Source organism: Natronorubrum daqingense (assembly GCF_001971705.1).
Classification (GTDB): domain Archaea; phylum Halobacteriota; class Halobacteria; order Halobacteriales; family Natrialbaceae; genus Natronorubrum; species Natronorubrum daqingense.
Genome location: NZ_CP019327.1, coordinates 141,692 through 159,136 on the forward strand (window position 1 = coordinate 141,692; position 17,445 = coordinate 159,136).

The window sequence follows — 17,445 nt, forward strand, 5'->3', positions numbered from 1 at the left end:
AACGGTCGCCTCGTTTTAGCCGCGTGCTCCGCTTCGCCGGGAGTGTATGACGTCACGATCGCAGCAACTCGGTGTCGTATTCGTCGCGCTGATGGTCGCACTCTCTGGGGGACCGGCCCTCGCGGGCGCGTCGACCGGGGCGAGTGCCGACGCCGGAGCGACCGGAGAGACGAGCGCGACGCTCGAGAACGTTCAGATCGATTCGCTCGACCTCGCCGACGCGACGGTCGAGGACGCGACGATTCAGGAGTTGACCGTCGAGAACTTCGACGTGGACGACGAGATCGAGGAGGAACTCGAGGAGAACGACGACGCTGGGAACGGAGACGCCGAGGAGAACGGAGCCGAACAAACCGCGTCGATCGTCCAGGAAGACGACGAGACCGAGGAGGACACCGCCGACGGCGAGCAGGTGACAATCTCGAACATCGCGTTCGAGCAACTCGAACTCGAGGACGTCTCGATCGAGGATCTCGATCTCGAGGAAGCAGACGAAACGGATGCGGACGAAGCGGACGAGGAGAACGCAGACGACGCAGCCGACGGCAACGGCGAGGACGCCGACGAGGAGACCGAAGAGGAGGAACTGATCGACGAGAACGCGACGGAAGTCACCGTCCAACAGCTTACGATCGAATCTATGGCCGTCGAGCAACTGACGGTCGACGATCTGACCGTCGAGGACGACGGCATCATCGATCAGATCGGCGACTTCTTCGACGACATCATCGGCGACGACAACGGTGACAACGACGACGCACAGACCGGCGCGGCCGTTCAAGACGAAGACGAGGATGTCGACGACCCCGCCGCCGAAGACGTCGACAACGGCGACGACCCGACCGAGGATATCGACGTCCTCACGATCGAACAGTTCGACGTCGACAGCATCTCGATCGACTCGATGACGGTCGAGTCGCTCGAGGAAGACGCGGAGTCGAACGACAACGGTGAGAACGAGGCCGAGGACGACGATGCCGCCGAGGACGGCGACATCGTCTCACAGGCGGCCGCGACCTCGATGTCTATCGACACCGTCACTGCCGACAGCGTGACGCTCGGGGAGGCGAGCGACCTCGAGGACGCGACCGACGACGCAGCCGACGGAAACGACGAGGCTGACGAGCAAGACGAAGACGCTGGCGACGACGACAGCGACGAGTAGTCTCGGGTATCCGATTCACCGTTTGGGTTTCAGTTTTCAGCTTCGAAGAGCCGGTAGTACGACAGCGCGAGCACCAGTCGTCCGTCGCGGACGTCTCCCTCGCGGACGGCCTCGAGCGCGTCCGATTCGCTCCAGTGAGTCACGCGGATGCTCTCGTTGTGATCGAGTCGCTGTTCGGCCGTCGGTCGACAGCCGGTGGCGACGAAGACGTGGAGGACCGAATCGGCGAGCCCGTTCGCCGGTTCGACGGTTACCAGCGACTCGAGCGAGTCCGCTTCGTGGCCCGTCTCTTCGGCGAGTTCGCGCCGGGCGGCCGCCTCGAGGGAGTCGTCGTCGGGTTCGGTCCCACCGACGGGGATGCCCCGGTTGACTCGAGAGACGGCCTGTCGCCACTCGTCGATGCAGACGATGTCTCCGTCGGGGGTAAAGGGGAGGATGCAGACGCTCGGCGGTTCGGAGACGTAATCGAACTCGGTTTCGGTGCCGTCGGGCAACTGAACGGACTCGTTAACGACGTCGAACCCCGGACAGGAGTAGGCTACCTGTTGGCTCGTCGTCACCCAAGAGAGCGGATCGTTCGTCATATCGGCCCGTACGCCGGTCTCTGCAAAAAACGCGCTGTCTCGGCGTCGCTCTCGAGCGACGAGACGCACCGTCTCCGCCCGTCGGCCCTATGTCCTGCGTTCTGATTTGCCGAGCGCTCGTACCTGCTCTATAACAAAGCCACAGATCGGTGAACGTCGTCATTCAGAGGGTGATCCATGGATCAGCTCACAGGCTTCCAACGAGACTTGCTGTACGTAATCGCCGGTAAAGACCGTCCGTCCGGACAGGAGATACTCGACGACGTCAATCGCTATATTGACCAACCGGTCACGCACGGCCGGCTGTATCCAAATCTCGACACCTTAGTCGAGAAGGAACTCGTCGAGAAAGGCCAACTCGATCGGCGGACGAACTACTACGCATTGACCCCGAAAGGGAGACGCACCCTACAGCGCCGTCAGGAGTGGGTCGACCAGTACGTCGACGTCTAACACCTCCTGACTGCTCTTCACGGCCGATCCAACCATCCCGAGAGCCGTGGCCTCACACTGTTACTCCGGTCCATTGTCTCCGCGGAGACGTGTCTGCAATTTCTGCGGATAGTCGTCTCGCAACTGCTTTCTGCGGATAGTCGTCTCACAACTGCTTTCTGCGGATAGTCGTCTCACAACTGCTTTCTGCGGATAGTCGTCTCACAACTGCTCACCGGTGCGTTGACGTGAAAAAACGAGGCGGGTGGATGGCGCGTGAGCCTACACGAGGTTAGTCGTCGGCCGGCACCGGCTCTTCTTCCTCGTCGGCTGGGTCGTCTTCGTCGGCATAGTCGTCCTCGGGTTCGTCTTCGAGATCGTCCTCAGGGTCGGTTTCTGGATCGGTCTCGGGATCGTCCTCGAGTTCTTCGTCGTCGAACTCGTCTTCTGGCTCGTCGTCCTCGAGGTCGTCTTCGTCGTCGTCGACTTCGTCCTCGTCCGGCTCAGCTTCCTCCGGTTCACCGTCGACGTCCTCTTCGCCGCCGTCGACGGCAACCCGCATCTCGAACGGTCGGTCGCCTTCTGCGGTCGCACCGTCGCCGTCTCCCTCTTCGAAGTAGCCGATAACGTACACCGTGTACGCGGTTCCTTCCTCGAGGTCGGCTTCGGCGGCGGCGAGTGGGTCTTCCTGTGCGATGACGCCACCGAAGTCCTCCTCGTCGTCGCCCTGGAGGTCGTCGTCGCCCGATTCGAAGAGCTGGATCGTCCGGGAGCCGGAGTCGATCGGCGCGTATCCCGGTGGCTCGGCGTAGGCGACGTTTTCGAAGATGGTGTACCCGTCTTCTTCCTCCGCGACGTCCAGTTCGGGCGAGTTCGGCGAGGCGTTGAAGACGCGAAGCTGGGACTCCTCTTCGACGTCGTCGGGGCCTGCGTCGTAGAGCATCCGAACTTCGAACTCACCGTCGTCGGTGATCTCGTCCTCGAGGTCGTCGTCTTCGTCCTCGAGGTCGTCGTCTTCGTCTTCGAGGTCGTCGTCATCCTCGAGGTCGTCATCGGGGTCGTCCTCGAGATCATCGTCGAGGTCGTCTTCGGGGTCGTCTTCTACGTCGTCCTCGAGGTCATCTTCAGGCTCCGCTTCGGGCTCGTCCGCCGGGTCGTCGTCAGCGTCGTAGTCGTCGTCTTCACCGTAGTCGTCATCGTCGTCGTACTCGTCTTCGTCCTCCTGAATCGACGAGCCGGTTTCAGCCGTTTCGTCGCCGTACTCGCCGATCGCAGCGACCGTATAGTAGTCCGTGTCGACCGTGATGGAGTCCTCGTAGATCGGGTCCTCGTCGCCGGCCTCCGTTATCGTCATCGTGTACGTACCGGGGGCGATGTCGAGGTACGGCGAGAGTTCGTCGTAGCCGACGTCCGAGAGAACCTGCTGATTGGCGATGTAGACGTCGACGTCGGGTGCGTCCGGCGAGAAGTGCCCGACGCGAATCGCGCCCACTCCGCCGTCGTCTTCATCGTCTTCGTCGTCTACGTCGTCTACGTCGTCTTCTTGGATGGCCAGAGCCGTTCCAGTCAGTGCCGACCCTGCGCCAGCGACACCGATTGCCTTGATTGTCGTTCGTCGTGATAGCGTCATACTACGATACAGAATGGTGAGCGAAATCGGGAAAAACCGGTTAGTCAGTTAGCCTGATTGTCGCTTCGTTTACTCGGTCAAACGCTGTGTAGAGTGTCCGTAACTGATCGAACGGCTTTCCTACACACGAGTATCGTCACCGAACACCGCTGCCCTTACCCATCTTCGCCCAGAGACACCTGTGACAGATCTGCCTCGAGTCCCCTGACATGTTCGTTAAACGCATCGACGAACGCCCCGACGTCGTCGGCGAGTCGGCGTACTTCGGGGGCCGAGGGCGGACTGTACTGCGAGATGAGGTACGTTCCGTCCGAGCCGCCGACCCGGAGGTACGAGACCGCCCCCTCGTCCCACTTGAGTTCCCAACGTGTGCCCGAAACCGTCGTCGCGTACGTGCCGTAGTCGCCCTCGTAGCGATAGAGTTCGCTCGCCATCGCGTTTCCGACCTCGCGAATCCGTTCGACGATCCGGTCGCGTTCGGCGACTAGCTCCGCCGTCGACTCGATTTCCGGAAACTCGTCGGGAACGTCCTCGAGGAGTCCGTCGAACGAGCGCACGTACTCGTTGTACGCCGCGACGAACGCGCCGTAGTCGGTCATCGCCGTCTCGAGCGGTTCGGGCTCCGGCGGCTGCTTGCTCGAGACGACGTACGTCTCCGCGCCCGATTTGGGGTCGAATCGAAGGTACTGCACGTCGCCCGCGTCGTACTTGAGCGTCCACGACCCGGCGTCGGTGTCGAACGTCTCCTGGCCGTAGTCGCCGCCCTGTAACACGGCGAGTTCCCGCGCGATCTCGCCGGCGTGTGCTCGGACGCGTGCGGCCAGTTCATCGCGTCGCTGGGCGATGTCGTCCATCCCGTCGACGGCCGTCTCGAGTCCGTCAGTTCCGCCGATTTCGTCGCTCCCCTCGGTCCCGTTGGTCATTGTTCGAGTGAGGGACTCGAGGGCGATACCCCTTGCGTCTCGGGAATTGAGAAACACCCACCCGACGCGGTGGAGGCGAGCGAACAAGCCGATAGCTACAGCGCGGCCTGACCGGCGATCGATTCGGTCGCCTCGAGCACTCGCCCGCGTTCGCGTTCAGCTTCGACGTACATCTCGAGGAGTTCACGGCCGATCAACTCGAGTTCGGGGACGGTCGCTTTCTCCCAGGTCCCGTCGTCGCGACGTTCGACGCGCTGGCTGTCTGGTCGCCACTCGAATCGCCAGTTCTGTCCCCGGATCACGACCGCTGGATCGTCGTTTCGCGCCCACGTCACGTGATCGAGCCGGTCGTCTCCGCCCTCGTTCTCGTCCGCTTCCCCGACCTCGAGATCGTCGAGAAGTTGCTCGAGAAAGGCGTCCGTATACTGAATCGTGCCGTCGTAGGAGTCGACTAGCACGTCGTGAAACACCGACTCGAAGGGCAACTCGTACTGATTGGCGAACAGGGAGACGTTCACGGGATAGCTCAGCAACCGCGACCGCGAGCGGTACTCGGCGGGCGGAAGGTGTGGCATATGGACATCGACGAGGAAGACCCAGTGGAAGTAGGGTGACTCTGTGTCGGCAATTCACGCCTGACTGTCGTCGGAGAACGACTCTCAGTCGACGAACGTATCCTGTCTCTGGTACCAGTTGAGCAGCGTTGTCACGCCGTCGGTGACGACGTTTCGCTGGTCCAACCCACCGTCGACGAGTCCGTTGGCGAGATTCACGTACACGAAATCCTCGAAGTGATCGAAATCCCGGTCGAAGTTGACGTACCAAGGGGTCCACGGATTAGCCGTAAACGCCGTCGTTTCGTACCCCCTCTCCGAAAACCGTCGTGGCAGCGTCCGTCGCGAACGCATGTGCTGTCGGATGCGTTCCGTGTAACACCGACGGAGTTCTGGCGATAACTGCGCGCTACCCGTTCTCACTCGTCGTCGACGACAGACTCGGTCTCGAGATCGGTGACAGCTCCGACCTCGAGATCACCGTCGTCGACGTACTCTTCGAGACGTTCCATCGTCTCTTCGAAGCGCTCGAGCGCGTCCTCGTCCTCGAGTGAGCCGTAGGCGAAGACGGTGACGCCGCCGAGTTCTTCCGTTCGTTCCAGATATTCCTCGGCATCCTCGACGGCCGGATCGAACACGCGCGGGTAGCGGGTCGGATCGACGACCGCTCCCTGAACGGGGTCGCCGCTGGCGAACGCGAGGTCGACGGTGTCCGCGACGGCCTCGAGTGACGCGGTGTCGTAGCGGCCGTTCGGATACGAGACGGAGGCCGCGCCGTCCTCGTAGCCCTCGTCTTCGAGCCACTCCTGGGCGTCCTCGAGTTGCTCCGTTAGGTCGTCCGCGTCGATTTCGTCGAACGTCTCTCCGGTTTCACCGTGGCTGGCAACCGTCCATCCGGCGTCGTCGAACTCCTCGAGGTCTTCTTCCGTGAGGAAATCGCCGTCTTCCTCGTCATCATCATCGTCATCGTCGTCGTCATCATCATCATCGTCATCGTCGTCGTCATCATCATCGTCATCATCGTCGTCCTCGAGAATCAGTTCCGTCGGGACGAACACCGTCGCCGGATAGTCGTACTCCTCGAGAATCGAGAATCCCTCCTCGTAGATCGATTCGTGAGCGCCGTCGAACTGGAGCAAGATCACGCCGTCGTCGACTCTCGGAAGAATATGCAGGTCGTCGATCAGGAGTTCGGCTGTCGAGTCGTCGGTGAAAATCGCGATGTGGATCGCGGTAATTCGCTCGAGGTCGACGGTCGTATCCACGCTCGAGATGCCGAAGTGACACCGCCTGAGATCCTCGCTCTCGTGAACCGTCGCGCGAAATTCGATACTGTTGTTGTCCTCGTCGAACAGCTGAATCCTCGGCGTCACCGTCTCGGATGTCGCGACGGCTATCCCGAGGTTCACCGCCGAGCAATCGATCGGTTCCGAGAGTTCGCGGACGATTCGGACCTGTTCGTGGTGGTCTCTGGCCTCGAGCAAGACAGATTGTTCGCCGGCGACGACCTCGTCTTCGACAGCCGTCATCGCGCCGTCGATCACCTCCCAGGCGTCGAGGTCATCGAAATCGTCGATCGTCCCCCGTTCGTCGGGTCCCTCGAGTCCGGACGGCTCGTCCTCGCTCGAGTCGTCCACCCCCTCGGTGCTCGCCGATTCGTCTGCCTCTCCGTCGTCCTCGTCGTCGCCGAATCCGACGCAGCCGGCTGCGGTCACCATCGCCGCACCGGTCGCTGCCCCGAGGTACGCCCGTCGGTTCATGCCCGTCGGTTCGAACCGGCGAAGGGTTGTTATGTGCGAAATACACGTCTCTCGAGACGGCCGAACTCCGGGACGGGGATGCGCGTACTGTCGGAGGAAAGCACGCTATTCGTCGTCTTCGGTATCGTCACCCTCGCCCTCGTCACCCTCGTCCCCGTCATCGTCGTCATCGTCGATATCCTCGTCTCCGACGTCGCCTTCGATCTCGTCGTCGTCCTCATCCTCGCCGTTTCCGGCGATATCCTCGTCCTCGTCCGCTTCATCTTCGTCTTCGTCCTCGTCCTCGTCTTCTCGTTCCTGGCCGTTGCCCGTCCCTTCCTCCGCCGAGGGATCCTCGTCCTCTTCGGGACCGGCCGGTTCCTCGGGATCTTCCTCTTCTTCCTGTCCCGGGCCGCCACAGCCGGCGAGCAGCGCCGTCGACGCCGCAGCGCCGGTCAACTGGAGTAGCCGTCGCCGTGATCGTTGGTCTCGAGTCATTACCAATGCGATAGCCTCGAGCGCTGAAAAGCCACCAGCCGACACTCGCGTGGTCGATTCGCTCGCACGGGCGGACCGTAGGTCGATGCGACTCGCGCCCGTCCTCGAGGAACCTCCCCATGTAGGCACCACAACAAAACCGTGGCTCGGTGAACTGATCCTATGGCATCCGTTCCCGACGCCTTCCAAGACCTCTTCGAGAAGCGAACGATCGCCCACGTCGCAACCGTCGGCGACGAACAGACACCACACGTTACTCCGGTCTGGGTCGACTACGACGCCGAGGACGAACGAATACTGGTCAACACCGAGCGAGCGCGCCGGAAGGTCCAAAATATCGAGGACGACCCAGCCGTGGGCGTCAGCATGACCGATCCGGACAACCCCTATCGCCGACTCTCCGTCATGGGCGAAGTCGACGAGCTCACCACCGACGGCGCTCGCGAACACATCGACGAACTTGCTCGCCGCTACACCGACGCGGACGAGTACCAGATGCCCATCGAAAGCGAACGCGTCATCCTACGTATCCGCATCGACGAAGTCGTCGACGCACAGGACTCGAGTTGAGGGCGACGGAAGATTTAATTCGCCGATCAAAATGTCTCGTACCCGTCCGTATCCAGATAGTGATGCGCTACCGTAATTGCCTGATCGGCGTGTAACAGCGACGGCCCCAGTCGAAGCCGCCGGTCGACGACGTCCTCGAGCAACCCGACTTCCTTGTCGGTGAAATTCTGGTGATCCGAGAGGACGAAGATGGGGTCCTCGAGTGCTTCGACGTCTCCGACCGACTCCCCGTCCTCGTGCAGTTGCACGACGGTGCCGTCGTCCGCGAGTTCCTCGAGCGTCGCCTCGAATCCGCGACGATAGACTTCGATTCCGGGACTCGGTTCTGCGGGAAGTGCGCCGATAGCTTCCTCGCGGTGCTCGAGGGCGTTTCGAACCAGGGCGGCCGTGCTTCGTTCGTCCGGGTTCAGCCGACGAAGCTCGCTGCCGTCGAAGGTGATGGTGAGTTCGTCCTGGACGACGAGGTGGGTGCGAACGTCTTCGCGAATACCGTGTGAGGTGACGAACGAGGCGGTAATCGATCGACAGAGGGCGTCTAAGCGACCGGCACCGCCCGCGAGGTCGTCGAGCGAGAAGTCGGCGTCGGTCGGAACCTCGTGACCGATGCATACGAACTGGCGCATACTCGCAGGTGAGCGGCCGATGGGATAGCCTCCACGATTCGACCCGCCGGGATGGTTCGAGTACAGCCGGACTCGACGAACAGTTTACCACGCCGAAATCAGCCCGCAGCGACGTTCACACCGAATTGGCTGGCATAGGCATGGCCAACCGTTTCAGGTGTCTCGAGGGTGGTATACGGACATGGCAAAATCTCAGTCGTCACCCGCGAAAGGCGATGACTCAGGAGTCCTTGCGCACCTCGACGGCAGAGCGTGCCCCTACTGCGAGTCGGGAACGCTCGAGGAAGGTGTCTACAAGGACAATCGCGCGGTGATCTGCACCGATTGCGAGACGCCACACGCACAGTTGTGGTGAGAGGCGCGGCGAAGAAACCCCGAGTAGCGAACGCAGGCGGCGACGAACCGCGAATCGCGACTTACGGTTGCGAATCCGGGTACTCGTGTCCGACGATCAGCGCGAGCGCGTGGACCGAGAGGAGGCCAACGAGGACCAAGAACGCGCCTGCCGAATCGATTCCGGCGAGGAAAACCGGCAGGTAGGCGACCGGCAAGAGCGTGCCGAGCCAGAATCCTGCGGCAGTGATTGCGTAATTCAGGTGGCGGCTCATTGTATTAACGCATCGACTCGAGCGAGACGAACGAATCCGCTTGGGCCGTGATCCAGGTGGTTGAGAGGATGTCGTCACTCGCGTCTCGTGGGAAGATCGCACACTCGTCGGGGGCGTCATCGTTCTCGACCGTGACGTAATCGAGCGTCGTCGGTTCGCTATCGGCGTGGTGTGAGTCGGCATTCGTGTTCATCGGTGACAGGCGATCGTGGAATCGCGCTACCTGCAGCTAACGCCGAATACCCTATTGTTATCGACCTGCTAATACGCTGAACGGTGTCGGTAGCGTTCATTTCCGTTCGAGTTTAGCCCGGTTATTCATACTGCCGTGAACGAAATCGTCTCGTGGGTGTACGCCGCGATTACGGTATTTCCAGTGTGCGCCAGCGGCGAACCTATCCGTGTACGTGAGTATTGTAACCGTTTACACGACCCGATTTCGACGAAAGTGGGATCGATTCGAATGAAGTCTGAACCGAGTTACTCCATCGACGGACGGGCACCGAGCGTGAGCGACTCCGTCGCCTCCGTTCCGTCTCGCAAGAGGCCAATTTCGATCGTATCGCCGGGACTTCGCTGTAGTTCGAGGTACCTCGAGAGGGCGTGCTGGTCGGGAATCTCCTCGCCGTCGATTTCCTGGATCACGTCGCCGCCAATCGGCAGTGGCTCGCCTCGCCTGCTGATCGACGCTGGCTCGAGGACGCCGTCTGCCGGTTCGCCGTCTACGACGTCGACGACCATGACGCCCGCGGCTTCCTCGAGGTCGTTTTCGTCCGCAATCTGGCGGTCGACGGTGGCGAGTTCGATTCCCAGATACGGGTGCTCGTATTCGCCCGTCTCGATGATCGACGGGACGACGCGGCTCGTGATGGCCGCCGAGATGGCGAAGCCGATGTTGTCCCCGCCGCCGGCGTTGATGACGCCGACGACGTTCCCGTCGAGGTCGACGAGCGGACCGCCACTGTTGCCCGGGTTGACCGCGGCGTCGGTCTGAACCACGTTCGAGTGCGAAAAGTCGCGCTCGGCCGTCTCGAGCGTTCGATCGACGCCGCTGACGATCCCTTCCGTCATCGTTCCCTCGAGTCCGAGCGGGTTACCGATCGCGAGCACCTGCTGGCCGACGACGGGGTACTCCTCGGAGAGCGAGAGCGGCGAGGACTCCTCCGGGACGTGGTGGGCCTCGAGTACGGCCAGGTCGCTGTAGGCGTCGGCACCGACGACGGTCGTGCTGGTCCAGTCGCCGTTGATGTATTGGAGGTCGACTTCGGTGCCGTCTGCGATCACGTGTTCGTTCGTGACGAGGTGCGTGTCGTCGATGAGGAAGCCGGAGCCCTGTCCCTCGCCGTCGCTACCGAGACCGGTATCGATGCCCGAGACCCGGACCTGCGTCACCGAGTCGATGACGTCCTCGTAAATATCGGTGTAAACCGAGCCGTCGGCGACGTTGTCCGGGTCGTACGTGTTCGACGAGCCTCCCTCCATGGTGTTCTCCGAACGGGGTTCGGCACAGCCGGCGAGGACACCGGCCGCTGCCGTTCCGGCGAGCGTGAGCACCCCTCGCCGATTCAGTGTGAAGTCGTTCATACTGGTGAGGTAGGAGGCGACCCATTTGAACCTCCGGACTCTCGAGTGTTGACACGACGCCACAATCGATCGATTCGAACGCGCGGCTCCGCGGTGGATTCGGCCCGCCAAAGGGAAAACGTGTTACCCGCGGCCGCCCGTTTGCTGTCATATGATCACGGAAGACGCCCGCGCGTTACTCGAGACGGGCCCCGTTTGTGACTCCTGTCTGGGGCGGCCCTTCGCCGAGCGAAGCTTCGGCCTGACGAACGACGAGCGCGGCCGCGCGCTGCGAACGACCATCGCGCTGGCCGACGACGAGGACTACGACCCGACCGAACCGGCCGAGTGTTGGGTCTGTGAGGGATACAGCGGCACCTACGACGCCCTCGCCGAAACGATCGTCGACGCCCTCGCCGACGTCGAGTTCGACACCTATCAGGTCGGGACGCGGGTGCCCCCACTCGTCGAAGAGAACGATCGACTCCTGCGCGAGGACGCCGGCCTCGAGCCCGACGCCGGCGAAGCGATGAAACGCGACGTCAACCGCGAAGTGGGCCGTCGCGTCGGCGAGAAGACGGGAACCGACGTGGACTTCGACCGCCCCGACGTGCTCGCCGTCGTCGACCTCGAGGGGTTCGACCCGCTCGAGGCCCTCGAGTCGGGGTCCATCACGAGCCACGCAGTCGACGTACAGGTCAACGCCGCGTTCGTCTACGGCCGCTACCGGAAACTCGAGCGAGACATCCCCCAGACGGAGTGGCCGTGTAGAGAGTGTGGCGGCAGCGGAATCCAACTCGCCGACAGCGGCGAAGAACCCTGTGACTACTGTGGTGGATCCGGCTACATGTACGACACCAGCGTCGAACAGGTCGTCCGTCCGCACGTCGTCGACGCACTCGAGGGCGACGAGGGGACCTTCCACGGCGCGGGTCGCGAGGACGTCGACGCCCGCATGCTCGAGGAGGGCCGGCCGTTCGTCCTCGAAGTGACGCGGCCGCGGACGCGCGAGACGGACGTCGACGCCCTCGAACGCGAGATCAACGAGGCCGCCGCGGGGGCCGTCGAAGTCGAAGGGCTCCGTCTCGCGACCTACGACATGGTCGAACGCGTCAAGGAACACGACGCGAGCAAACACTATCGCGCGGACGTCGAGTTCGGCGACTCGGTCGACGAAGACGCCTTCGAGGCCGCACTCGAGGAACTCACCGGGACGACCGTCGACCAGGACACGCCCCAGCGCGTCGACCATCGGCGCGCAGCCCTCACGCGCGAGCGAACCGTCTACGAGATGGACGGCGAGTTACTCGAGCCCACTCGAGCCGAGGTCCGCATCCACGGCGAGGGCGGCCTCTACGTGAAAGAACTGGTTAGCAGCGACGAGGGCCGAACCGTGCCGAGTCTGGCCGGCTTGCTCGAGACAGCGGCCGAGGTGACGGCACTCGACGTGACGGGCGTGCAGGGCGAGGACGAGCCGTTCGAACTGGAGGCGTTCTTCCGCGACGAAATCGGCACATCAGACGATAGTATCGACTCTTAGTCCGTTTCGAGGCGATCTCGTGTCCGTTGCACGTAGCAGTTCTCTTCCCAACTTCGTTTTGCAGCGATCGAATCGAGCAGTGCAATCGTTTTCGTCGTCATACGATGTGTCTGCAATTACGCCTGTCAGTTACAAGTCAGCGATTTCGTCGATATACTCGTCGTTGAGTTGTTCTTTGAGCACACGCAAATTGGCGGCTTCCTCACGACCGACGAGTTCAGTCAACTGATTGGATGTGATTTCATCGTCGTAATAGGCTGCGGCAATTTCCTGCTCGAGTTCGTCGTCGTGCGCTGCTTCACGAAGGTACTCTCTCAGTGCAGTGACGAGGATCTCAGTTCGATTCGAACCGAAAACCGTTGCGAGTGTATCCGCTCGATCGACGAGTTGATGCGGTGCTTGAAACTCCACTCGCTTTTTCTCCCTCATTTTGTGTCCATTGCACAGCCGTCACCATAGTTGTCGTGCGAACAACGCAACGATTTAGCAGGTAGCCTCAGATGCTCGTCGTATGCAATTCGGCGTCGACGAAGCCGGGAAGGGGCCCGCCCTCGGCTCGATGTTCGCCGCGGCCGTCTCGCTCGAGGACCCCGCGACGCTGCCCGGGGGCATCGCGGACTCGAAGCGACTCGCACCCGAGCGACGCGAGGAACTGGCGTCGACGCTTCGCGAGGACGAGCGAATCCGCGTCGGCGTCGCCGAGATCACGCCGGCGAGGATCGACGACCCGGAGACGGACATGAACTCCCTCGCGGTCGCGGCTCACGCCAACGCCATCGTCGCGGCTCACGACGAACTCGCGGCCGACGCACTCGAGTCGACGCCGATTTCGGGACTCTGTGACGCCTGCGACACCGACGCGTCGCGGTTCGCTCGGCGCGTGGCGGACGCCTGTTCCGACGCGGCTGCCGCCGCCGACGCTGACTCCTCGCTCCTCGCACACCTCGAGGTCGACGCTCGTCACGGGGCCGACGACGAGTCGCCGCTCGTCGGCGCAGCCAGCATCGTCGCGAAAGTCGAACGGGACGCCCACGTCGCCGCGCTCGCCGAGGAGTACGGCCAGATTGGCAGCGGCTATCCAAGCGATCCGACGACGCGGGAATTTCTCGCGTCCTACGTCGGCGAACGCGGCGAACTGCCGCCGTGCGCTCGCGAGTCCTGGTCGACCTGCGAGACGGTACTCGCGGAGTCCCAGCAGACGGGCCTCGAGCAGTTTTGACGCGTTCTCCCAGTCTGTTTCACCCCGCCACCGACGCGCAGATTCGGTCTGAACCCCCGCCGTCGACGCGCAGACTTGGCCGGCATCCTATTTATACGCACACGCGGTGCACGAGTGAATCGTGTTCGACGTGCTCGTCTACCTCGGTCTCGCAACCCTCGCAACGGCCGTCCTCTGGCGGGGGAGCCGGTGGCTCGAGGCGTCCGCGGACCAACTCGCGGTGGGCTACGGCGTCCCAGCCGTGGTGCAGGGAGCGGTCATCGCCGCCGTGGGATCGAGCATGCCGGAACTGGTGAGCGTCATCGTCGCCACGCTGCGCCACGGCGCGTTCGAACTCGGTGTCGGCGCGATCGTCGGCTCTGCGGTGTTCAATCTGCTCGTCATCCCCGCTGCGTCGGTGCTGGTCGGCGACGGGGGGATGGCGACGAACCGAGATCTGGTGTACAAAGAATCGCTGTTCTACATGCTCGCCGTCGCGTCGCTCCTGTTGACGTTCTCGCTCGCGGTGATTTACTATCCACTCGAGGGCGAGGGTCTTCAGGGGGCTGTCACCCGCCCGCTCGCGTTGTTCCCGCTGGTGTTGTACGGTCTCTACGTCTTCACGCAGGTGCTCGACGCCGCGGAGCACGAAGGCGTGGGCGACGCGACGGTCGATATTGGTCGTGCTTGGCTCTGGTTCGGTCTCGGGTTAGTAGTCATCATCGTCGGCGTCGAGGGACTCGTTCTGGCCGCGCTCGGACTCGGTGACGCCTTCGGAACCCCCGCCTTCCTCTGGGGGATGACCATCGTCGCCGCGGGCTCGAGCCTTCCCGACGCGTTCGTCAGCATCGTGGCCGCCCGATCGGGACGGGCGTCGGTCAGCCTCGCGAACGTGCTCGGAAGCAACGTCTTCGACCTGCTCGTGGCCATCCCGGTCGGCGTCCTCGTCGCCGGGACGCTTTCGATCACGTTCGCCCACATCGTGCCGATGATGGCCTTCCTGATCCTCGCGACGATCGTCTTCTTCACCATCGTTCGCACCGAAATGCGACTGACCGTCCCCGAAGCGTGGACCCTGCTCGCGCTCTACGGCGTCTTCGTCGTCTGGCTGATCCTCGAGAGCGTCGGGCTCTCGGACGTCGTCCCGACCTGAGCGACGCTCGCGACGAGTGGGTTCGTACTGGAAATGCCGAAACGACACGCAGAAACCGGACTCGAACTCGAACTCGAGCGTTACTTGTCCGTCATCAGCCGCTGGAGGATGTCCCCGTAGGCCGGACGGGTGATGAGGACGCCGATCAGGACGCCGAGGATGGTGATGATCGCGAACCCTTGGAGGTCGCCGAGGCTCATGACGGCCAGCGGCGACATGGCGATGATCGTCGTCGCCGCGGCGGCCCCGATGATCCAGAACGCTTTGCGGAAGCGGGATTCGAACACCCGCTGGGAGCTGACATCGCCCTCGTCCATCACCTCGTCGGCGATGATGATGAGGTCGTCCACCCCCGTCCCGACGACGGCGATGAACCCGGCAACGTGCGAGAGATCCAGCGGCATGCGTATCAGCGCCGCGAACCCGAGGAGGATGACCACCTCCGCCATCGCGGTGAGGATCATCGGCGTCGCGACCCGCACGTCGCGATAGCGCAGGAAGACCATCCCGCTGACGGTCAACACCGAGAGTCCGCCGATGAGCAGCGAGTAGAGCTTGAACTGATCGGCGAGTGCGGGCGACAGCGAGTACGTTTGTTCCTCGCTGAAGTCGAGTGGGGCGGGCATCGCACCGGCTTGCAGACTCACGGAGAGTCCCTGTGCCTGCTGTTGGTTCTGGGCCCCCATCTGGAAGGATGGGTCGGATGCCCATTCACCCTGGTTCATGTTGTTGCCTAACTCTGGACCCATGCTGTGAGCGTCGATGGGCTCACCGTCGACGACCGTGAGCAGACAGTACTGCTCGTCGCTGTGATCGAAGTCGACGGTGTCTCCGTCGGGCTCGAGCGAGCACATCTGCTGTCCTTCGTCGGTGAACCCGAGGTCGTTCAGATCCTCCTGAAAGTCGGGTGCGGCGTTACTGTCGACTTCGACCGGAACGTCGTATCCGCTCCCGCGCTCGGAGGGTTCCGGCGGATCGACGGTCGCGATGTCGTCACCCTCGAGTACCGTCTGATTCGCCTGACCGTCGTCGTCTGGGTAGTAGGCGACGACCTCGACGATGCCACGATCCGAGAGCAACTCTCGGAGTTCGTCGGGGTCCATGTCCGGTACTTCGGTGACGACGTAGTGCTCGCCGCCGACCTGTTCGGATTCGTAGGTGTCGCCGCCGGAGAGGCCGGCTTCGTTGATCATCGACCCGATCGTGTCGACCATCTGAGCGCGCGTCTGATCCGAGACGCCGTCGCGAACGTCATCGTCGGGATCGACTTCGTGACCTGTCTCGTCGCTCAGGACCGCGGCGAACTCCTCTTCGGTCACCTCGTCGGTGAACACCTCCGCGTGGACGTTCCCGCTGTCGTCGTGATCGACGCTCGCGTTCCCCGTGTCGAGGTCGAGTTCCTCGTAGAGGGCGGACTCGATTTCGGTGAGCCGTTCCCTGTCGACGGATCCTTCCTCCTCGTCCGTCGCGTCAGTCTCGATGTCCTCGGCGACCATCCCGACGACTGGGGCACTAATACGCGTGCCGCCGTCTAAGCCGAGTCCGTACTCGAGGTTCGTCGGATTGTCGTCGATACTCTCGTCGTCGACGTAGCTGTCGTCGGCCATGATCCCGCCAGGGATGAAGAGGGCGACGAGGGCGACGCTAACGAAGACGAGCAACAAGATGAGTCGCCAGTACTCGAGGATGAAGCGTTTCGGCCCCATTAGGATCTCACCCCCTCGAATTTGTACCAGCGAAGGAGACTCAGATTGAGCATGTACGTGTTCATGAGGTCGGCTGCGAGACCGACGAAGAGGATGATTCCGATCGAGGCGAGCAACTCGACGCCGAAGAGCCAGGCGGAGACCCCCATGACGAGCATCGCGGCCATCGAGGTCACCGTCATCGTGACGCCAGTTTGCATCGCTCGGTTGGTACTCTCGTAGAACTCACCCTGTCGGCGCAGAATGTGGTTGTTCAACAGAATATCCGAGTCGACCGAATATCCGATCAACATCAACAGTGCGGCGACGGTCCCGAGCGAGAGCGAGATTCCCGTTACCGCCATGAACGCGAGCGGGATCATGATGTCTGAAAACGCCGACAGCACGATCGCGATCGACGGAACGAACGTCCGAAAGAGCAAGAACGCGATGACGCTCATCCCGAGAAAGGCGACGGCGATGCCCAACAATGCCGTCTGTTGGGTCTGTTCGCCGAAGCTCTCGGAGACCGTCGACTCGAGTTGGACGACGTCCGCGTCACCGTCTTGTTCCAGGTTTGACTCGGCTTGCTCGGTCAACGACTCGAGATCGGTCGTGGTGAACTGCACGATGTACTGGTTCTCCGTCTCCGGGGCCGTCACCTCCTGTACCGACTCGGGCTCCTCGTCGAACGCCTGCTCGATCTCTTCTTCCGAAGAGGTCGTCTGCACGGTCAGTTCGGACCCGCCAGCGAAGTCCATGCCGAGCTGAACGGGTGCGCCCGTCGCGAGAAACGAACCGGTGAGAACGAGCAGTGCAACCGCGAGAACCGCGAGCGGCACTGCCGCGAGTTGGCGGTTGCTGTACCGGGTGTAGTCGAACTCCGGTACGTCGAAATTCGCCATGTGTCCAACCTCTGGCAGTCCGGAAAAGTAAGCCTTCCCAATTTGTATACCACGTTTTCCGACCAATCCGGACGA

The 17,445-nt window shown here is 62.6% G+C and carries 21 protein-coding genes; 7 read left to right on the forward strand and 14 right to left on the reverse strand.

Annotation, left to right across the window (positions count from 1 at the left end):
- Positions 1–46 precede the first annotated feature (46 nt).
- The gene (locus BB347_RS00690; protein WP_076579461.1) at positions 47–1,165 is read left to right on the forward strand and encodes a hypothetical protein; all 1,119 of its coding nucleotides are present in this window, start codon (positions 47–49) and stop codon (positions 1,163–1,165) included.
- 29 nt (positions 1,166–1,194) lie between these two features.
- Here BB347_RS00690 and BB347_RS00695 read toward each other — a convergent pair whose 3' ends face one another.
- On the reverse strand, positions 1,195–1,749 hold the full coding sequence (locus BB347_RS00695; protein ID WP_076580198.1) for an NUDIX hydrolase: 555 nt from the start codon (positions 1,747–1,749) through the stop codon (positions 1,195–1,197).
- Positions 1,750–1,926: 177 nt separating this feature from the next.
- Between BB347_RS00695 and BB347_RS00700 the strand changes: the two genes are divergently transcribed.
- Positions 1,927–2,202: a PadR family transcriptional regulator gene (locus tag BB347_RS00700; protein WP_076579459.1), complete on the forward strand. Its 276-nt coding sequence runs from the start codon at positions 1,927–1,929 to the stop codon at positions 2,200–2,202.
- A gap of 271 nt (positions 2,203–2,473) precedes the next feature.
- On the opposite strand, the gene BB347_RS00705 is transcribed toward BB347_RS00700, so the two are convergent.
- From BB347_RS00705 to BB347_RS00730, 6 genes are all read right to left on the reverse strand, one after another.
- Positions 2,474–3,811: a DUF4397 domain-containing protein gene (locus BB347_RS00705; RefSeq protein ID WP_076579457.1), complete on the reverse strand. Its 1,338-nt coding sequence runs from the start codon at positions 3,809–3,811 to the stop codon at positions 2,474–2,476.
- A gap of 155 nt (positions 3,812–3,966) precedes the next feature.
- Entirely contained in the window at positions 3,967–4,734 is a 768-nt protein-coding gene (locus BB347_RS00710; RefSeq protein ID WP_076579455.1) for a hypothetical protein, read from the reverse strand.
- A 95-nt stretch (positions 4,735–4,829) separates the two neighbouring features.
- On the reverse strand, positions 4,830–5,309 hold the full coding sequence (locus tag BB347_RS00715) for a hypothetical protein (protein WP_076579453.1): 480 nt from the start codon (positions 5,307–5,309) through the stop codon (positions 4,830–4,832).
- An 84-nt stretch (positions 5,310–5,393) separates the two neighbouring features.
- Positions 5,394–5,642, reverse strand: coding sequence for a hypothetical protein (locus tag BB347_RS00720; RefSeq protein WP_076579451.1), 249 nt, complete (start codon positions 5,640–5,642; stop codon positions 5,394–5,396).
- A 65-nt stretch (positions 5,643–5,707) separates the two neighbouring features.
- Positions 5,708–7,048 (reverse strand): polysaccharide deacetylase family protein, encoded by a 1,341-nt coding sequence (locus tag BB347_RS00725; protein WP_076579449.1) that lies wholly within the window; start codon positions 7,046–7,048, stop codon positions 5,708–5,710.
- A 105-nt stretch (positions 7,049–7,153) separates the two neighbouring features.
- Complete coding sequence (locus BB347_RS00730; RefSeq protein WP_076579447.1) at positions 7,154–7,525, reverse strand: hypothetical protein; 372 nt, start codon at positions 7,523–7,525, stop codon at positions 7,154–7,156.
- Positions 7,526–7,687: 162 nt separating this feature from the next.
- Between BB347_RS00730 and BB347_RS00735 the strand changes: the two genes are divergently transcribed.
- On the forward strand, positions 7,688–8,095 hold the full coding sequence (locus BB347_RS00735; protein ID WP_076579445.1) for a pyridoxamine 5'-phosphate oxidase family protein: 408 nt from the start codon (positions 7,688–7,690) through the stop codon (positions 8,093–8,095).
- 26 nt (positions 8,096–8,121) lie between these two features.
- Here the strand turns inward: BB347_RS00735 and trmY are convergent, their stop codons facing one another.
- Positions 8,122–8,718, reverse strand: a complete 597-nt coding sequence (gene trmY / locus BB347_RS00740; protein ID WP_076579443.1) for a tRNA (pseudouridine(54)-N(1))-methyltransferase TrmY — start codon at positions 8,716–8,718, stop codon at positions 8,122–8,124.
- Positions 8,719–8,899: 181 nt separating this feature from the next.
- Here trmY and BB347_RS19155 point away from each other — a divergent pair, with 181 nt between their 5' ends.
- Positions 8,900–9,073: an HVO_A0556 family zinc finger protein gene (locus BB347_RS19155; RefSeq protein WP_168170915.1), complete on the forward strand. Its 174-nt coding sequence runs from the start codon at positions 8,900–8,902 to the stop codon at positions 9,071–9,073.
- A 61-nt stretch (positions 9,074–9,134) separates the two neighbouring features.
- Here BB347_RS19155 and BB347_RS00745 read toward each other — a convergent pair whose 3' ends face one another.
- The 3 genes from BB347_RS00745 to BB347_RS00755 form a co-directional block, all read right to left on the reverse strand.
- Positions 9,135–9,326, reverse strand: coding sequence for a hypothetical protein (locus BB347_RS00745; RefSeq protein WP_076579441.1), 192 nt, complete (start codon positions 9,324–9,326; stop codon positions 9,135–9,137).
- A 4-nt stretch (positions 9,327–9,330) separates the two neighbouring features.
- Complete coding sequence (locus BB347_RS00750; RefSeq protein WP_076579439.1) at positions 9,331–9,519, reverse strand: DUF7511 domain-containing protein; 189 nt, start codon at positions 9,517–9,519, stop codon at positions 9,331–9,333.
- Positions 9,520–9,806: 287 nt separating this feature from the next.
- Complete coding sequence (locus BB347_RS00755) at positions 9,807–10,910, reverse strand: S1C family serine protease (protein WP_076579437.1); 1,104 nt, start codon at positions 10,908–10,910, stop codon at positions 9,807–9,809.
- 151 nt (positions 10,911–11,061) lie between these two features.
- Between BB347_RS00755 and BB347_RS00760 the strand changes: the two genes are divergently transcribed.
- Positions 11,062–12,429: a tRNA pseudouridine(54/55) synthase Pus10 gene (locus tag BB347_RS00760; RefSeq protein ID WP_076579435.1), complete on the forward strand. Its 1,368-nt coding sequence runs from the start codon at positions 11,062–11,064 to the stop codon at positions 12,427–12,429.
- Between the two features lie 129 nt (positions 12,430–12,558).
- On the opposite strand, the gene BB347_RS00765 is transcribed toward BB347_RS00760, so the two are convergent.
- Positions 12,559–12,858: a hypothetical protein gene (locus tag BB347_RS00765; RefSeq protein WP_076579432.1), complete on the reverse strand. Its 300-nt coding sequence runs from the start codon at positions 12,856–12,858 to the stop codon at positions 12,559–12,561.
- An 82-nt stretch (positions 12,859–12,940) separates the two neighbouring features.
- Between BB347_RS00765 and rnhB the strand changes: the two genes are divergently transcribed.
- Complete coding sequence (gene rnhB, locus BB347_RS00770; protein WP_076579429.1) at positions 12,941–13,648, forward strand: ribonuclease HII; 708 nt, start codon at positions 12,941–12,943, stop codon at positions 13,646–13,648.
- A gap of 121 nt (positions 13,649–13,769) precedes the next feature.
- Positions 13,770–14,780 carry a sodium:calcium antiporter gene (locus BB347_RS00775; RefSeq protein ID WP_076579427.1) on the forward strand — a complete coding sequence of 337 codons (1,011 nt, stop codon included), beginning with the start codon at positions 13,770–13,772 and terminating at the stop codon, positions 14,778–14,780.
- 80 nt (positions 14,781–14,860) lie between these two features.
- Here BB347_RS00775 and BB347_RS00780 read toward each other — a convergent pair whose 3' ends face one another.
- Together BB347_RS00780 and secF are read right to left on the reverse strand one after the other, a co-directional pair.
- On the reverse strand, positions 14,861–16,486 hold the full coding sequence (locus BB347_RS00780) for a preprotein translocase subunit SecD (protein ID WP_076579424.1): 1,626 nt from the start codon (positions 16,484–16,486) through the stop codon (positions 14,861–14,863).
- The gene (gene secF / locus BB347_RS00785) at positions 16,486–17,370 is read right to left on the reverse strand and encodes a protein translocase subunit SecF (protein ID WP_076579421.1); all 885 of its coding nucleotides are present in this window, start codon (positions 17,368–17,370) and stop codon (positions 16,486–16,488) included. The genes BB347_RS00780 and secF overlap by 1 nt, the downstream gene beginning before the upstream one ends.
- Positions 17,371–17,445 lie beyond the last annotated feature (75 nt).

Excerpts from the sequence above, each read along its gene's own strand:
- trmY (WP_076579443.1), bottom strand. The coding sequence starts at position 8,718 with ATGCGCCAGTTCGTATGCATCGGTCACGAGGTTCCGACCGACGCCGAC.
- BB347_RS00760 (WP_076579435.1), top strand. The coding sequence starts at position 11,062 with ATGATCACGGAAGACGCCCGCGCGTTACTCGAGACGGGCCCCGTTTGT.
- BB347_RS00745 (WP_076579441.1), bottom strand. The coding sequence starts at position 9,326 with ATGAGCCGCCACCTGAATTACGCAATCACTGCCGCAGGATTCTGGCTC.
- BB347_RS00700 (WP_076579459.1), top strand. The coding sequence starts at position 1,927 with ATGGATCAGCTCACAGGCTTCCAACGAGACTTGCTGTACGTAATCGCC.
- secF (WP_076579421.1), bottom strand. The coding sequence starts at position 17,370 with ATGGCGAATTTCGACGTACCGGAGTTCGACTACACCCGGTACAGCAAC.
- rnhB (WP_076579429.1), top strand. The coding sequence starts at position 12,941 with ATGCAATTCGGCGTCGACGAAGCCGGGAAGGGGCCCGCCCTCGGCTCG.
- BB347_RS00755 (WP_076579437.1), bottom strand. The coding sequence starts at position 10,910 with ATGAACGACTTCACACTGAATCGGCGAGGGGTGCTCACGCTCGCCGGA.
- BB347_RS00765 (WP_076579432.1), bottom strand. The coding sequence starts at position 12,858 with ATGAGGGAGAAAAAGCGAGTGGAGTTTCAAGCACCGCATCAACTCGTC.
- BB347_RS00780 (WP_076579424.1), bottom strand. The coding sequence starts at position 16,486 with ATGGGGCCGAAACGCTTCATCCTCGAGTACTGGCGACTCATCTTGTTG.
- BB347_RS00720 (WP_076579451.1), bottom strand. The coding sequence starts at position 5,642 with ATGCGTTCGCGACGGACGCTGCCACGACGGTTTTCGGAGAGGGGGTAC.
- BB347_RS00710 (WP_076579455.1), bottom strand. The coding sequence starts at position 4,734 with ATGACCAACGGGACCGAGGGGAGCGACGAAATCGGCGGAACTGACGGA.
- BB347_RS00690 (WP_076579461.1), top strand. The coding sequence starts at position 47 with ATGACGTCACGATCGCAGCAACTCGGTGTCGTATTCGTCGCGCTGATG.
- BB347_RS00735 (WP_076579445.1), top strand. The coding sequence starts at position 7,688 with ATGGCATCCGTTCCCGACGCCTTCCAAGACCTCTTCGAGAAGCGAACG.
- BB347_RS00730 (WP_076579447.1), bottom strand. The coding sequence starts at position 7,525 with ATGACTCGAGACCAACGATCACGGCGACGGCTACTCCAGTTGACCGGC.
- BB347_RS19155 (WP_168170915.1), top strand. The coding sequence starts at position 8,900 with ATGGCAAAATCTCAGTCGTCACCCGCGAAAGGCGATGACTCAGGAGTC.
- BB347_RS00750 (WP_076579439.1), bottom strand. The coding sequence starts at position 9,519 with ATGAACACGAATGCCGACTCACACCACGCCGATAGCGAACCGACGACG.
- BB347_RS00705 (WP_076579457.1), bottom strand. The coding sequence starts at position 3,811 with ATGACGCTATCACGACGAACGACAATCAAGGCAATCGGTGTCGCTGGC.
- BB347_RS00695 (WP_076580198.1), bottom strand. The coding sequence starts at position 1,749 with ATGACGAACGATCCGCTCTCTTGGGTGACGACGAGCCAACAGGTAGCC.
- BB347_RS00725 (WP_076579449.1), bottom strand. The coding sequence starts at position 7,048 with ATGAACCGACGGGCGTACCTCGGGGCAGCGACCGGTGCGGCGATGGTG.
- BB347_RS00715 (WP_076579453.1), bottom strand. The coding sequence starts at position 5,309 with ATGCCACACCTTCCGCCCGCCGAGTACCGCTCGCGGTCGCGGTTGCTG.